Below are 15,262 nucleotides of genomic sequence, written 5' to 3'. Positions count from 1 at the left end.
TCCCCAGCATTTGATTACCCCCGAGGATTGACTGTGAAGAACTGGACGTTGCGCCAACGCATTTTGGCGAGCTTTGCGGTAATCATTGCCATCATGTCGTTGATGGTTGTCGCGTCATACTCGCGTCTGGTTTCGATCGAAAGCAGTCAAGATCAGGTTCGAACCGACTCTATCCCCGGGCTTTTTCACAGTTCCATGATTCGCAGTGCCTGGGTCGACAGCTACGTCGAAACCCTGCACTTAATGAACGAACCTTCAGGTCGGCCACTGACCAAAGAAGAAGTCGCACTCTATAAGTCCTTTGATGAGCGGCTGGAAAAAGAACTGGCGGGTTATCGTTCCACCATCCATGAGAGCGATGACGAGTCGCTCTATGAAGAGTTTTTGGTACTGCGTAAAAAATACGAACAATCATTAAGTTCGGTGATTGGGCTGTTCGAAAAAAACGACATCGTTGAGGCGCGGCGTTTGTTAGGCGACCAGCTCACTGCTGACTGGAATGCCGGCCGTCAGCAACTGAATAAAGTGATTCAGGACAATCAAAACGCTGCAATTCAAGCCAGCATTCACATCTCGGATTCTGTATTGGCCGCTAAGGCCAGCATGCTTATTTCGCTACTGATTGCTGTTATCGCTGCTGGCTTGTGTGGCTTTTTGTTGATGCGCGCCATCATGTCGCCGATGCAACGCATTGTGTCGATTCTCGAGATCATGCGTTCGGGTGACTTGAGCAGCCGATTGAACCTGGAGCGCAAAGATGAATTTGGCGCGGTAGAAACCGGCTTTAACGACATGATGACCGAGCTGACGGCGCTGGTGTCTCAGGCCCAGCGCTCCTCGGTGCAAGTCACAACTTCGGTGACCGAAATCGCAGCGACCTCCAAGCAGCAGCAAGCGACCGCTACCGAAACAGCCGCGACCACTACCGAAATTGGCGCCACTTCTCGCGAAATTGCGGCAACCTCGCGTGATCTGGTACGCACCATGACCGAAGTGACGTCAGCTGCCGATCAAGCCTCGATTTTGGCAGGCTCTGGTCAGCAAGGCTTGGCGCGCATGGAAGAAACCATGCACCAAGTGATGGGCGCAGCAGATCTGGTAAACGCCAAGTTGGCCATTCTCAATGAGAAGGCCGGCAACATTAATCAGGTGGTGGTGACCATTGTTAAAGTGGCTGACCAAACCAACCTGCTGTCGCTCAACGCGGCCATCGAAGCTGAAAAGGCCGGTGAATATGGCCGCGGCTTTGCGGTGGTTGCCACTGAAGTTCGGCGTTTGGCTGACCAGACCGCCGTGGCCACCTACGACATTGAACAGATGGTGCGCGAGATACAGTCGGCTGTGTCGGCTGGCGTGATGGGCATGGACAAGTTCTCTGAAGAAGTACGCCGCGGGATGTCTGAGGTACAGGACGTAGGCGAGCAGCTGTCACAAATTATTCATCAGGTACAAGCATTGGCGCCTCGCGTGTTGATGGTCAATGAAGGCATGCAGGCCCAGGCCACTGGCGCTGAGCAAATCAACCATGCGTTGGTGCAACTGGGGGATGCCAGCAGCCAGACCGTCGAGTCCTTGCGTCAGGCCAGTTTCGCTATCGACGAACTCAGCCAGGTCGCGGTTGGACTGCGCAGTGGCGTTTCGCGTTTTAAAGTCTGATGAGCTTGCCTCCAGTCAAGCGCGAGGCCGGTATGGCAGCCAAAAACAGTCTGTTTTTGGTGTTCCATATCGGCCATGAGCGCTATGCCTTGCAGGCCACTGATGTGGTCGAAGTCTTGCCGCGTCTGGCCTTAAAGCCCATAGCCCATGCACCAGACTGGGTCGCTGGGGTGTTTGCGCACCGTGGTCAGATGGTGCCGGTCATCGACGTGAGTGCCTTGACCTTTGGTGAACCGGCCGTGGCGCGTACCAGCACGCGTTTGGTGTTGGTGAGCTACCGACCCCAAACCAGCCAGTCGCCTAAATTGTTGGGGCTGATTCTGGAGCAAGCCAGCAATACCCTGCGTTGCAACCCGCAAGATTTCCAGCCCTATGGCCTGGATAACCGCGATGCGCCTTACTTGGGGCCCGTGCGACAGGATGAACTCGGCTTGATCCAATGGGTTCGTGTCGACGACTTACTGAGCCCACAGGTTTGTGCGCTGTTGTTTCCTGAGCTGGCAGATGATGCGTGCGCGCAGGCCTCTGTATGAGTGCCGACCAACGGTTTTTTGATTTTTTGAAGCAACGTATCGGTCTTGATGTGGCCTCTGTCGGCCCGGCGATCATCGAACGGGCAGTGCGCCAGCGCTGTTCTGTATTGAACGTGGCGAATAACGATCTGTACTGGCAGCACTTGAACAGCTCTAAAGATGAGCAGCAGGCGCTGATTGAGTCCGTGATCGTGCCCGAAACGTGGTTTTTTCGTTACCCCGAATCGTTTGCGACCCTTGGACGGTTGGCCCGAGAGCGTTTGGCTGAGCTGAATAACCGTCGAGCGTTGCGGATATTGAGCCTGCCGTGTTCAACCGGCGAAGAGCCTTACTCGATTGCGATGGCCTTGTTTGATGCCGGCTGTACAGCCCATCAATTTAGTGTCGATGCGCTGGATATCAGTCCGCTTTCGGTACAGCGTGCTCAGCAAGCGCTGTACGGCAAAAACTCATTTCGCGGACAACAACTCGATTTTCGCGAGCGTTACTTCACCTTGGAAGATGACGGCTACCAGCTGGATGCACGGGTGCGCGAGCAGGTCACCTTTGAGGTGGGCAACGTACTCGCCCCAACGCTTGTCAACAGCCGGGTGCCTTATGACTTCGTGTTTTGCCGCAATCTGTTGATCTACTTCGATCTTAAGACCCAGCAGCAAGCGCTGGATGCGCTAAAGCGTCTAACCCGCGTAGACGGCGCGTTATTTATCGGCCCGGCCGAGGGCAGTTTGTTGGGCCGTTTGGGGATGCGTTCGATTGGCGTGCCGCAGTCGTTTGCGTTTTGCCACAGTGCCGATCCGCAACCTGTTATTAGCCCTGTTGTCACGCCTGTGTGGCCTGAGTTCAAGCCCGTGACACGCCCCGACCGACGTGTAGAAAAACCTGCCAGTCGCCCTTTTGCGTCCCGGGTTCCGGTGCCGGTAGTTGAGCGATCGTCCCCGCAAACGGATGAGCCAGGGTTGTTGCTGCAAAAAATTGCAGCGCTGGCCAACGAAGGTAAAAGCAGCGAAGCCCGTGCGGTCTGCGAGCAGTCATTGCAGCGCCATGGCCCGCAGGCGCAAGTGTTTTACTGGTTGGGTTTGCTCAGTGATGTCGAGGGCCAAACGGCGCAGGCTCAAGGGTTTTATCGCAAGGCTTTGTATCTTGAACCTCAGCACTCGGAGGCATTGGTGCATTTAGCGGCCTTATTGGCATCTCAGGGTGATGTTGCAGGCGCCCAGCGTTTGCAGGCGCGTGCTGTTCGCAGCGAGCGTTCTGTTAAGAGTGAGCGTAAACAATGAACCGTTCCGCCCAAAGCTTGATCCACCGCGAAGCAGAAGCCATTGATGACTGTTGGAACCGCATCGGGATCTATGGTGATAAAACCTGCCCATTGCTTGATGAGCACATCCATTGCCGTAATTGCACAGTGTATGCCGCTGCCGCAACGCGCTTGCTGGATCGCTATTCGTTTGAGCATGAACCGCTTGAGGGCAGTACGCCGCAAGAAGTTGAGCGAAAAGTCGCCTCACGCTCACTTACCGTCTTCCGTTTAGGGGGCGAATGGCTGGCGTTGGTCACGCGCTGTCTGGATGAAGTTGCCCCGCTGCAATCGATACATTCTTTGCCTCACCAGCGTTCGCGAGCCTTGCTGGGCGTTGCCAATGTGCGTGGCGCGCTTGTGCCGTGTTTGTCGCTGGTGGAGTTATTAGGGCTTGATCCGAGCGTGACCACAACCACGTCGGCGCGCATCATGCCGCGCATGTTGATCGTGGCAGCGCCGGGCGGGCCTGTGGTGCTGCCAGTGGATGAGGTGGATGGCATTCACGCCATTGAGGAGCGGGTGCTGAACAACGCATCGCTGTCGGGTGAGCAGGCGAGCGCCAAGTACACCCGCGGCGTATTGCAGTGGAAGACACGCAGCCTGCGCTGGCTGGATGAAGAGCAACTGTTGAGCGCAATCACCCGGAGCCTCACATGACCCCCGAGCAAATGCGCGATGCGTCGCTGCTTGAGTTGTTCAGCCTGGAAGCCGATGCTCAAACCCAAGTATTGAATGCGGGTTTGCTGGCGCTGGAGCGCAATCCCACTCAGGCCGATCAGTTGGAAGCCTGCATGCGTGCAGCCCACTCACTCAAAGGCGCGGCGCGGATTGTTGGTGTGGATGCCGGAGTCAGCGTGGCCCACGTCATGGAGGACTGTTTGGTCAGCGCTCAAGAAGGGCATTTGTACCTGCAACCCGAGCACATTGACGCCTTGTTGCAAGGCACTGACTTGTTGATGCGTATCGCCACTCCCGGCAGCGCCAACGTCGGCCCGGCAGACATTGACGCCTATGTCGCGCAAATGAATCGGCTGCTTGACCCTTCGGCGCCGTCCGTTTCACGGGTGGCTCCACCTGCGTTCGATATGTCCCAACTCTTGCTCAATGAAGCCCACTCAGCGCCACCCGTTTCTGAGCTCGCCCCCGAACCTGTAATCGCGACTGAACCAGAGATGGCCGCAGAACCTGCACGTCGCCCGCAACGCCTGAACGAAGGCGCAGAGCGGGTGCTTCGGGTCACAGCAGAGCGGCTAAACAGTTTGCTGGATCTGTCGAGTAAATCGTTGGTCGAAACCCAGCGACTTAAACCCTACTTGGTGGCCCTGCAACGTTTAAAGCGGATGCAGAGCAACAGCCTGCGTGCGTTGGACAGCCTCAGCGATCAGCTCAAAGTGACAGGCCTGACCCCAGAAGCCGAAGAGGCGTTGGCTGAAGCGAGGCGGGTGATGGCTGAGTCGCAGCACTTGCTTAGCGAGCAGACCGCCGAACTGGATGAGTTCGGTTGGCAGGCCAGCCAGCGCGCCCAATTGCTTTACGACACAGCGCTGGCTTGCCGTATGCGCCCGTTTGCCGATGTGCTGGTTGGGCAAGAGCGGATGGTTCGCGATTTGGGGCGCACGCTCGGTAAGTCGATCCGTTTGGAGATCGAGGGCGAAAAAACCCAGGTTGATCGCGATGTGCTTGAAAAACTTGAAGCGCCATTGACCCATTTGTTGCGCAACGCTGTCGATCACGGCATCGAAAGCCCTGAACAACGCCTGTTGGCCGGTAAACCCGCAGAAGGGTTGATCTGCTTGCGCGCCTCGCATCAAGCCGGTTTGTTAGTGGTTGAGCTGAGTGACGATGGCGCAGGGGTTGACCTTGAGCGCTTGCGCAAGACCATCGTTGAGCGGCAGCTGTCTACTGCGTCAACAGCAGCGCAGTTGAGCGAAGAAGAGCTGCTGACATTCCTGTTTTTGCCGGGTTTTAGCCTGCGAGACACCGTAACCGAAGTCTCTGGCCGGGGTGTCGGGCTGGACGCTGTGCAACACATGGTGCGCTTGTTACGCGGCGCCATCGTCCTGGAGCAGACCAAAGGGTTGGGCAGTCGCTTCCACTTGGAAGTGCCGTTGACCTTGTCTGTGGTGCGCAGCCTGGTGGTTGAGGTGGGCGACGAGGCTTACGCGTTCCCGTTGGCGCATATCGAGCGCATGCGCGACCTGCAACCCGACGAAATCGTACAGCTTGAAGGGCGGCAGCATTTTTGGCACGAAGGGCGCCATGTGGGATTGGTGGCGGCCAGCCAGCTGCTACATCGTCCGCCCAGTCAGAACGACGATGAAACCCTCAAAGTGGTGGTTATTCGTGAGCGCGACGCTGTGTACGGCGTGGCGGTTGAGCGTTTTGTCGGTGAGCGCACTTTGGTGGTATTGCCCCTCGACCCACGTTTGGGCAAGGTGCAGGATATTTCAGCGGGCGCGTTGCTGGACGATGGCCGGCCGGTATTGATTGTCGATGTTGAAGATATGTTGCGATCAGTCGATAAACTGCTCAACACCGGGCGTTTGGAGCGTATTGATCGACGTAATCGACACACTGCCGAGGTCGCACGCAAACGCATTTTGGTGGTGGATGACTCACTGACCGTGCGCGAGCTGCAACGCAAACTGCTGATCAATCGTGGTTATGACGTGGCGGTGGCCGTTGATGGCATGGATGGTTGGAACGCCTTGCGTGCAGAGCACTTTGACCTGCTCATTACAGACATTGATATGCCGCGTATGGATGGCATCGAATTGGTCACGTTATTGCGCCGTGACAACCGCTTGCAATCAATGCCCGTGATGGTTGTTTCTTATAAAGATCGTGAAGAAGACCGCCGGCGTGGTTTGGACGCTGGTGCCGACTACTATCTAGCTAAAGCCAGTTTCCATGACGATGCGCTGCTTGATGCAGTGGTGGAGCTCATTGGAGGAGCGCAAACATGAAGATTGCCATCGTCAACGACATGCCAATGGCGGTTGAGGCTTTGCGACGAGCCTTGGCGTTCGAACCTGCGCATCAAGTGATATGGGTCGCCAGCAATGGCGAAGAGGCGGTTCGCCAATGTGCAGACCACACGCCTGACCTGATCCTGATGGATCTGATCATGCCCGTGATGGACGGCGTAGAAGCCACGCGCCAAATCATGGCTCAGAGCCCATGCGCTATTGTGATTGTGACGGTCGATCGCGAGCAGAACGTTCACCGTGTTTTTGAAGCTATGGGTTTTGGTGCGCTGGATGTGGTCGACACCCCCGCGTTGGGCGCGGGTAACGCCAAAGAGGCCGCGGCTCCGCTGCTGCGTAAAATCCTCAATATTGGCTGGTTAATGGGCCAGACAGACAAGCGCGTACAAGCTGTAACAGCCTTGCCTCGAGAGCCAGGCAAGCGCCGGGGGTTGGTTGCTATTGGTTCCTCTGCGGGAGGCCCGGCCGCGCTCGAACTGCTACTCAAGGGGTTGCCGAGCGGATTTGAGACCGCCATTGTGCTGGTTCAGCATGTTGATCAGGTGTTTGCAGCCGGGATGGCAGAGTGGTTGAGCAGCTCTTGCGGGCTGAAGGTGCGCTTGGCCCGAGACGGGGAGGCTCCCCAACCGGGCACAGTCTTGCTGGCGGGCACCAACCATCACATCCGGCTCTTGAAAAACGGCACGCTGACCTATACGGCAGAGCCTGTGAATGAAATTTATCGACCCTCGATTGATGTTTTTTTCGAGAGTGTTGCCCGGTATTGGGATGGCGATGCCGTTGGGGTGTTGCTGACGGGCATGGGCCGCGATGGGGCGCAAGGCCTTAAGCTCATGCGCCAGCAAGGCTTCTTGACCATCGCCCAAGACCAGCAGAGCAGCTCGGTCTATGGTATGCCCAAAGCAGCAGCGGCCATTGACGCCGCTGTAGAAATTCGACCCTTGAACACGATTGCGCCACGCTTGCTGGAGATATTTGCCAAATGACTGACAAAAACCGGCAGGACTGGCTTGAAGGTAGTAATTCAGGTGAACGCGCATGAATGACTTGCAGATGGACGATGTGAAAACCGACGAAAACGCCGCGATGGTGTTACTGGTTGACGATCAGGCGATGATTGGTGAAGCCGTGCGCCGCGGGCTGGCGCTTGAGCAAAATATCGACTTTCACTTTTGTGCCGACCCCCATGAGGCGATTGCACAAGCGATACGGATCAAGCCGACGGTCATCCTGCAAGACCTCGTCATGCCGGGGCTCGACGGTCTGACGTTGGTACGTGAGTACCGTAATCACCCGGCGACGCAGAATATTCCAATCATCGTGCTGTCCACCAAAGAAGACCCGCTGATCAAAAGCGCGGCCTTTGCGGCGGGGGCCAACGATTACTTAGTCAAATTGCCGGATAACATCGAACTGGTGGCGCGTATTCGCTATCACTCGCGCTCCTACATGACCTTGTTACAGCGTGATGCGGCTTACCGTGCGCTGCGCGTTAGCCAGCAACAATTGCTCGACACCAACCTGGTACTGCAACGGCTAATGAACTCTGACGGCCTGACCGGGCTGTCCAATCGTCGCCACTTTGATGAATACCTTGAACTGGAGTGGCGCCGAGCGTTGCGCGATCAAAACCAGCTGTCGCTGCTGATGATTGATGTCGACTACTTCAAGTCGTTCAACGACAGCTTTGGCCATTTGGATGGCGATGAAGCCCTGCGAAAAGTGGCCAGCGCGATTCGAGACGCCAGCAGCCGACCGTCTGACTTGCCTGCCCGCTACGGCGGTGAAGAGTTCGCTATCGTCTTGCCCAACACCTCTCAAGGCGGGGCGCGGTTGGTGGCCGAAAAACTGCGTCAAGCAGTCGAAGCGCTGAAAATACCCCACATCTCACCGAGCGAGGGTTCAAGCCTGACCATCAGCATCGGCCTGGCCACCTTGACCCCGCAACACAGCGGTAACTGCCGCCAACTGATCTCGGCGGCGGACAAAGGGCTGTACCTGGCCAAGAAGAATGGGCGTAATCAGGTGGGGATCGAGTAGTTTTTGTCTGTGTATCCCTTTGATGCGTCACGGTGTTCTGGTGAGGGCGTCTTTTCGCAAGCCCCCAGCATTGGGCGTGCTAGCGACTGCGCTTATTAAGGGCTGAAATCGCCGATTTTGAGTCGGTGATATCGCCTGATACAGCCCTCAATAACAGCTACGAATTTTCGCTGGATATCCTGCTTATAACCCCGCCAGACGGGCTGCTGATATGAGCTGTTTACGGTATACTCCCCGGCTTTGTAAAAATCGCCTACGAGTGCCGCCAGCCATGGAAATTAACCCAATCCTTAATAGCATCAAGGACCTGTCAGAGCGCTCCGAAACCATTCGGGGGTATCTTTGACTACGATCAAAAGCATGAGCGTCTGACCGAAGTCAATCGCGAGCTTGAAGATCCGAGTGTCTGGAACAACCCTTCGTACGCCCAAGAGTTGGGGCGCGAGCGCTCCCTGCTGGCGCAGATCGTAGAAACCCTCGATGAGATGCACACAGGTCTGGCCGACGCCAAAGACCTGCTGTTGATGGCCGCAGAGGAAGAAGATCAGGCCGCTGTTGATGACGTTGCTGCTGAAGTGGAACGTCTGCGCGAAGCCCTTGAAAAACTCGAATTCCGCCGCATGTTTAGCGGTGAGATGGACGCCAATAACGCTTACCTGGACATTCAGGCAGGCTCTGGCGGTACCGAAGCGCAAGACTGGGCCAATATCCTGTTGCGGATGTATTTGCGCTGGGCCGACAAGCGCGGCTTCGATGCCACCATCATGGAGCTGTCTGCCGGTGAAGTTGCCGGGATCAAAGGTGCCACCGTTCACATCAAAGGCGAATACGCGTTTGGTTGGTTGCGCACTGAGATTGGCGTCCATCGTCTGGTACGTAAAAGCCCCTACGACTCGGGCAACCGTCGTCATACCTCGTTCTCGGCTGTTTTCGTATCGCCAGAGATCGACGACAACATCGAAATCGACATTAACCCTTCAGACCTGCGGATCGACACCTATCGTTCCTCCGGTGCGGGTGGTCAACACGTAAACACCACTGACTCGGCCGTGCGTATTACTCACGTCCCGTCCAACACGGTGGTGAGCTGCCAGAACGAACGTTCTCAGCATGCGAACAAAGACACTGCGATGAAAATGTTGCGGGCGCGTCTTTACGAGCAGGAAATACAGAAGCGTAATGCGGCTTCTCAGGCCCTGGAAGACACCAAGTCTGACATTGGCTGGGGCCACCAGATCCGCTCGTACGTACTCGACGCCTCGCGTATCAAGGATTTGCGTACCAACATCGAGCGCAGCGATTGCGACAAAGTGCTCGACGGCGATATCGACGAATACCTGATAGCCAGCCTCAAACAAGGGCTGTAAGTCGCGCAACCAAACGTGTGCGAAGCCAGTGCGCAGCTGACGCGATGCCTCAACGGCGCGCCAAAGCCCGCTTCCCCCTGCCGCAAGGCGGGGGCAACGAACCTGTGATGGAATTTTTAAAGACATGAGCGACCAACAACTCGACCCGCAAGACCTGCAACAGGAAGAAAACACTCTGATCGCCCTGCGCAAAGAAAAACTTGCAGCCGAGCGCGCCAAGGGTAATGCCTTCCCGAATGACTTCCGTCGCGACAGCTACTGCGATGACTTGCAGAAGAAGTACGCCGACAAGACCAAGGAAGAGCTCGCTGAAGCTGCCATCCCGGTCAAAGTTGCTGGTCGCATCATGCTTAACCGTGGCTCGTTCATGGTGATTCAGGACATGACTGGTCGCATTCAGGTCTACGTCAACCGCAAAACCCTGCCGGAAGAAACTCTGGCCGCGGTCAAAACCTGGGACCTGGGCGATATCATCGCTGCCGAAGGTACTCTGGCGCGCTCCGGTAAGGGCGACCTGTACGTTGAAATGACCAACGTGCGTTTGCTGACCAAATCTCTTCGTCCATTGCCAGACAAGCACCACGGTCTGACCGACACCGAGCAGCGCTATCGCCAGCGTTACGTTGACCTGATCGTTAACGAAGACGTGCGCCACACCTTCCGTGTGCGTTCGCAAGTGATTGCCCACATCCGTAACTTCCTGATGGCTCGCGATTTCCTTGAAGTTGAAACGCCAATGCTGCAAACCATTCCAGGCGGCGCGGCAGCCAAACCTTTTGAGACTCATCACAACGCGCTGGACATGGAAATGTTCCTGCGTATCGCGCCTGAGCTGTACCTCAAGCGCCTGGTGGTGGGTGGTTTCGAGAAAGTGTTTGAGATCAACCGTAACTTCCGTAACGAAGGTGTGTCCACGCGTCACAACCCAGAATTCACTATGTTGGAGTTCTACCAGGCTTACGCCGACTACGAAGACAACATGGACCTGACCGAGGAGCTGTTCCGTGAACTGGCTCAGCTTGTGCTCGGCAGCACTGACGTTCCGTATGGCGACAAGGTGTTCCACTTTGGCGAACCGTTCGTGCGCCTGTCGGTGTTCGACTCGATCCTCAAGTACAACCCTGAACTGACAGCCGATGACCTGCAAGACATCGACAAGGCTCGTGCCATTGCCAAGAAAGCTGGCGCCAAGGTGCTGGGCTTTGAGGGTCTGGGCAAGTTGCAGGTGATGATTTTCGAAGAGCTGGTTGAGCACAAGCTGGAACAGCCTCACTTCATCACTCAGTACCCATTTGAAGTGTCGCCACTGGCCCGTCGTAACGACGAAAACCCTAACGTGACCGACCGCTTTGAACTGTTCATCGGTGGCCGTGAAATCGCTAACGCCTACTCTGAGTTGAATGACGCAGAAGATCAGGCCGAGCGCTTCATGGCTCAGGTGGCAGACAAAGACGCGGGTGACGACGAAGCCATGCACTACGACGCTGACTTCGTTCGTGCGCTGGAGTACGGCATGCCGCCGACCGCTGGCGAAGGCATCGGCATTGACCGTCTGGTGATGTTGTTGACCAACTCGCCGTCGATTCGTGACGTGATTCTGTTCCCGCACATGCGCCCACAAGCGTAAAGTTGCTGAGTAAAAAGCCGCCGACTGAGGCGGCTTTTTATTGTCTGGCGAACGTGAGCATATTCTTGGTCTTTCGAACTCAATCGCAGCCTTCGCCAGCGACTACAAGAACGAGCCCCGTTTACCTTCAACCAAAGGAGACTCTCGTGAACATTGCCAAGGCTCAGGAAGGTGCAGCGCATGTCGCTACGGCGGTGGCCGAAAGCGTGCAATACCAAGGCCGTAAGGCCAGTCGTCATGGCAGTGAGCAGCGTCGACAATTAATTCTCGATGCTGCGATGCGAGTGGTGGTGCGCGAAGGTGTGCGCGGGGTTCGTCACCGAGCCGTTGCAGCAGAGGCGGGTGTGCCGTTGTCGGCGACGACCTATTACTTTAAAGACATCGATGACCTGCTAAACGATACGTTCGCCCAGTACGTGGAGCGCAGCGCGGCCTTTATGGCGCAATTGTGGCTTAACACAGAAGGTAAACTGCGTGAGCTGGTTGCCTATGGTGATGGCAGTTTGCAGTCTCGGGAGTATTTAGCCGATGAGATCGCGAAAATGGCCGCGCATTACGTTGAGCATCAAATACGGGCTCGACGTGACCATCTGATGGCAGAGCAGGCTTTCCTCCAAGCTGCACTGCTGAACCCAAGGCTGGCGCTATTGGTCAGGGCTCATGAGCAAATTTTATTGCAGGGCACCTGCCAGATCTTTCAGGTGCTAGGGTCTAAGCAGCCGTTACAAGATGCCAAAGTGTTGACGGCGATTATCGGTCAGATGGAATATCAGGCACTGCTCAGTGGCGTGCAGCCAGCAGCTGAAGAAGATCGGTTGGCTATGCTCACGCGTTATATGCACTTGGTCTTGGCGGCTCTATAGAAGGATGCAGGTATGAAAGGTTGGCGCGTAATGCTGATGGCATTGTCGTTTTTAATGTTGAACGGTTGTCTCGTCACCTTCACCCAAGCGCCGCTTGTTGCGCAGACAGCCCCTAAAGAGCTGCTGGGTAAGTGGACCAGCAAAGATGCTTGGGGGCAGGCGCGTCATTTGAATATCCGCGCCATCGACAAGTCCCGTTATCAGGCCGAGGTGTACCCCAAGGGTGAGCCCAAAGCTAAACAACGCTACACCTTTATCGTCGCCCGCCATGGCAGTCGCTGGTATGCGTCGGCTGCAATTGCTCCCAAGTTGGGAGGCAACTACACGCTCAACGGTTTTGAATTGGCCGACAACGGCGAGTTAGTCATCTACGACCTTGATCTTGAACAAATCCGCCAGGCCATAGGCCAAGCGGCCTTAAGCGGTGAAACTGTCGAAACCGCAGAAGGAACGGGCGTTCAGATCAACAGCCCTTCAGCTAAAGTCTTCGAATACCTCGACGACCCGGCCAACTCCGATGTGTTCGTCGAAGTGGCCCGTTATCAACCTGTCTCCAAGTAATACACCTCTTTAAAGGAGCACCGGGTGGACGATTACCAGCGCACGATACGCACACTGTCAGACCGCATCGTGCTGGCGCAAACGCCGATCCGCGTGTTGGATGCGGTGAAGTGGGACGACAGCATTCGCCAAGGGTTTCTCAAGGCCAAGGGCAAGGAAATGCCCGCTGTCAGTCGCGATTACTACTTGGGGCGGCCACTGTCTTTCGACTCTGGCGCAGTAAAGCTTGAGTTTCAGAACATTGAGCGCGATATCACCCGCCAACTGGGGCAGTTCAACCCCGTCGGGCAAATCATGCGGCGTATGTGCAAAGAGTACCGAATGGTGGTGCGCATGCTGGAGGCCCGTGGCACTGAAGATTTCGGGCTGATTTCTCAGGAGTTGTACGGGGCTGCCTCGGATGCGTTTCATGCCGGTGATCCGACGCTGGCCGATCTGGGGCTGATGATGTCTGACTATTTGGACAACATCGACGACCGTGGCGCCCTCAAGGATGAAGCCAAGACGCTGACTGCCAAAGACGCGGTGAGCCTGCTGCAAAGCCGTTTGAACAAGGTGTTCGGTGAGGCCGAAGAAACCATTCGTGTGTTTGAGTCTGATGGCATCGTTGCTGACGCGGCAGCAGGTGCCGATTACATCAAGATTCGCACCGATGCGATGTTCAACCAGCGCGACGTTCGTGCGTTGGAGGTTCACGAAGGGCTTGTACACGTGGGCACCACGCTCAATGGCTTAAATCAGCCGATCTGCACCTTCCTGGCAAAAGGCCCGCCGTCATCGACGGTCACTCAAGAGGGGCTGGCGATTTTGATGGAAATCATCACCTTTGCCTCGTACCCCAGCCGACTGCGTAAATTGACCAACCGCACACGCGCCATTCACATGGTGGAGGAGGGTGCTGACTTTATGCAGGTCTACGAGTTCTTCCGCGAGCAAGGCTTTGAAATGCCCGAAAGCTATGGCAACGCGAGCCGAGTCTTCCGCGGTTCGGTGCCTAATGGGCTGCCATTTACCAAAGACTTGTCCTACCTCAAGGGCTTCATCATGGTTTACAACTACATTCAGTTGGCCGTGCGTAAAGGCAAGCTGGAACAAGTGCCGCTGTTGTTCTGTGGCAAAACCACATTGGAAGACATGCGTACCCTGCGCCAGTTGGTAGATGAAGGTTTGGTGGTTGCCCCCAAATACCTGCCCGAGCAATTTCGCGACATGAACGCGCTGGCGGCCTGGATGTGCTTCTCCAACTTCCTTAACCACCTGAGCCTTGATCGGATCGAAGCGGATTACTCGAACATCTTATAGCCCCCGCAAACCCTATAGTCGCTGCCGAAGGCTGCGAAGGGGGGCGAAGCAAGCCGTTGCCTTGAAAAAACACCAACCCCTCGCAGCCTTTGGCAGCGACTCCATAGGGTGGCTAATTTTATGAAAACCCTGGCTGCACTCTGCCTGCTGCTAATACTCAGCGGATGCAGCTCACTGCTGTTTTATCCCGAGCCCGGCCAGCCGATCACCCCCAAAGTGGCAGGTCTGGATTATCGCGATGTCACGCTGACGGCGGCAGACGGCACGCGTTTGCATGGCTGGTGGTTGCCCGTCAAAAAAGGCGTGCCTCTTAAGGGCACGGTGCTGCACTTGCATGGCAACGGGGGCAATCTGGCGTACCACTTGGGCGCTACTGTGTGGTTACCAGAGCAGGGTTATCAGGTACTGATGATCGACTACCGCGGTTACGGCTTGTCAGAAGGTTCGCCCAGTTTGCCAGCGGTGTATCAGGACATCGACGCTGCGTTTGACTGGTTGGAACATGAGCCCAGCGCCCAAGGCCAGCCATTGATTGTGCTGGGGCAAAGTTTGGGTGGAGCGATGGCCATCCATTACTTAAGTGAACAGCCCGCGCAACGTGCCCGGCTCAAAGCTGTGGTGCTTGATGGTGTTCCTGCCAGTTATCAATCACTCGCGCAGTATGCGTTGAGCACATCATGGCTAACGTGGCCGTTGCAGGTGCCCTTGTCATGGTGGGTGCCGGACGCCGACAGCGCTGTTTACGCCATACCCAAACTCAAAGGCGTGCCCATGTTGGTGTTCCATAGTCTGGACGATACGATCGTGCCGCTTTCCAATGGCATCCGACTGTATCAAGCTGCGCCTCCGCCCAAGGTGCTGCAACTCACACGTGGTGGTCATGTGCAGACGTTTGCCGACCCGACATGGCGTCAGGTGATGCTGCGCTACCTGGATGACCCACAACACTTCAATGGCGTGCGGCGCTTGGGCGAAATCCCGAATTACCCCGCCTCACCGAATACAGACGTAGAACCAGAGAGCTAA

General features: G+C 56.2%; 13 protein-coding genes. All 13 read left to right on the top strand.

The window, feature by feature from the left end; all coding sequences use genetic code 11:
* Positions 1–33: 33 nt before the first annotated feature.
* Entirely contained in the window at positions 34–1,656 is a 1,623-nt protein-coding gene (locus ACZRJQ_RS17935; protein ID WP_463979671.1) for a methyl-accepting chemotaxis protein, read from the top strand.
* Complete coding sequence (locus tag ACZRJQ_RS17930) at positions 1,656–2,189, top strand: chemotaxis protein CheW (RefSeq protein WP_463979670.1); 534 nt, start codon at positions 1,656–1,658, stop codon at positions 2,187–2,189. Before ACZRJQ_RS17935 ends, ACZRJQ_RS17930 begins: the two co-directional genes overlap by 1 nt.
* The gene (locus ACZRJQ_RS17925; RefSeq protein ID WP_463979669.1) at positions 2,186–3,466 is read left to right on the top strand and encodes a CheR family methyltransferase; all 1,281 of its coding nucleotides are present in this window, start codon (positions 2,186–2,188) and stop codon (positions 3,464–3,466) included. The genes ACZRJQ_RS17930 and ACZRJQ_RS17925 overlap by 4 nt, the downstream gene beginning before the upstream one ends.
* Positions 3,463–4,146 carry a chemotaxis protein CheW gene (locus ACZRJQ_RS17920; RefSeq protein WP_463979668.1) on the top strand — a complete coding sequence of 228 codons (684 nt, stop codon included), beginning with the start codon at positions 3,463–3,465 and terminating at the stop codon, positions 4,144–4,146. The genes ACZRJQ_RS17925 and ACZRJQ_RS17920 overlap by 4 nt, the downstream gene beginning before the upstream one ends.
* Positions 4,143–6,455: a response regulator gene (locus tag ACZRJQ_RS17915; RefSeq protein ID WP_463979667.1), complete on the top strand. Its 2,313-nt coding sequence runs from the start codon at positions 4,143–4,145 to the stop codon at positions 6,453–6,455. Before ACZRJQ_RS17920 ends, ACZRJQ_RS17915 begins: the two co-directional genes overlap by 4 nt.
* Positions 6,452–7,462 carry a chemotaxis-specific protein-glutamate methyltransferase CheB gene (cheB, locus tag ACZRJQ_RS17910; RefSeq protein ID WP_463979666.1) on the top strand — a complete coding sequence of 337 codons (1,011 nt, stop codon included), beginning with the start codon at positions 6,452–6,454 and terminating at the stop codon, positions 7,460–7,462. Before ACZRJQ_RS17915 ends, cheB begins: the two co-directional genes overlap by 4 nt.
* A 52-nt stretch (positions 7,463–7,514) precedes the next feature.
* Complete coding sequence (locus ACZRJQ_RS17905) at positions 7,515–8,516, top strand: diguanylate cyclase (protein WP_463979665.1); 1,002 nt, start codon at positions 7,515–7,517, stop codon at positions 8,514–8,516.
* A gap of 271 nt (positions 8,517–8,787) precedes the next feature.
* Positions 8,788–9,883 (top strand): peptide chain release factor 2 gene (gene prfB, locus ACZRJQ_RS17900; RefSeq protein ID WP_463979664.1). Its coding sequence is split into 2 segments (ribosomal slippage): positions 8,788–8,859 and positions 8,861–9,883, totalling 1,095 coding nucleotides; the frame shifts between segments, so codons are not numbered across the junction.
* A gap of 124 nt (positions 9,884–10,007) precedes the next feature.
* Positions 10,008–11,510 carry a lysine--tRNA ligase gene (gene lysS / locus ACZRJQ_RS17895; RefSeq protein WP_463979663.1) on the top strand — a complete coding sequence of 501 codons (1,503 nt, stop codon included), beginning with the start codon at positions 10,008–10,010 and terminating at the stop codon, positions 11,508–11,510.
* A 146-nt stretch (positions 11,511–11,656) separates the two neighbouring features.
* Positions 11,657–12,373, top strand: coding sequence for a TetR/AcrR family transcriptional regulator (locus ACZRJQ_RS17890; protein WP_463979662.1), 717 nt, complete (start codon positions 11,657–11,659; stop codon positions 12,371–12,373).
* Positions 12,374–12,385: 12 nt separating this feature from the next.
* Positions 12,386–12,934, top strand: coding sequence for a hypothetical protein (locus ACZRJQ_RS17885; protein ID WP_463979661.1), 549 nt, complete (start codon positions 12,386–12,388; stop codon positions 12,932–12,934).
* 24 nt (positions 12,935–12,958) lie between these two features.
* Positions 12,959–14,236, top strand: a complete 1,278-nt coding sequence (locus ACZRJQ_RS17880) for a flavohemoglobin expression-modulating QEGLA motif protein (RefSeq protein WP_463979660.1) — start codon at positions 12,959–12,961, stop codon at positions 14,234–14,236.
* A gap of 120 nt (positions 14,237–14,356) precedes the next feature.
* Positions 14,357–15,262 carry an alpha/beta hydrolase gene (locus tag ACZRJQ_RS17875; RefSeq protein ID WP_463979659.1) on the top strand — a complete coding sequence of 302 codons (906 nt, stop codon included), beginning with the start codon at positions 14,357–14,359 and terminating at the stop codon, positions 15,260–15,262.

Source organism: Pseudomonas sp. E315 (genome assembly GCF_055406205.1).
Note: the sequence above shows the minus strand (reverse complement) of the source record. Positions and strands in the feature narration are given on the sequence as shown.

Coding starts and splice junctions, on each gene's coding strand:
- ACZRJQ_RS17920 (WP_463979668.1), top strand. CDS start 3,463: ATGAACCGTTCCGCCCAAAGCTTGATCCACCGCGAAGCAGAAGCCATT.
- lysS (WP_463979663.1), top strand. CDS start 10,008: ATGAGCGACCAACAACTCGACCCGCAAGACCTGCAACAGGAAGAAAAC.
- ACZRJQ_RS17885 (WP_463979661.1), top strand. CDS start 12,386: ATGAAAGGTTGGCGCGTAATGCTGATGGCATTGTCGTTTTTAATGTTG.
- cheB (WP_463979666.1), top strand. CDS start 6,452: ATGAAGATTGCCATCGTCAACGACATGCCAATGGCGGTTGAGGCTTTG.
- ACZRJQ_RS17875 (WP_463979659.1), top strand. CDS start 14,357: ATGAAAACCCTGGCTGCACTCTGCCTGCTGCTAATACTCAGCGGATGC.
- ACZRJQ_RS17925 (WP_463979669.1), top strand. CDS start 2,186: ATGAGTGCCGACCAACGGTTTTTTGATTTTTTGAAGCAACGTATCGGT.
- ACZRJQ_RS17915 (WP_463979667.1), top strand. CDS start 4,143: ATGACCCCCGAGCAAATGCGCGATGCGTCGCTGCTTGAGTTGTTCAGC.
- ACZRJQ_RS17905 (WP_463979665.1), top strand. CDS start 7,515: ATGAATGACTTGCAGATGGACGATGTGAAAACCGACGAAAACGCCGCG.
- ACZRJQ_RS17930 (WP_463979670.1), top strand. CDS start 1,656: ATGAGCTTGCCTCCAGTCAAGCGCGAGGCCGGTATGGCAGCCAAAAAC.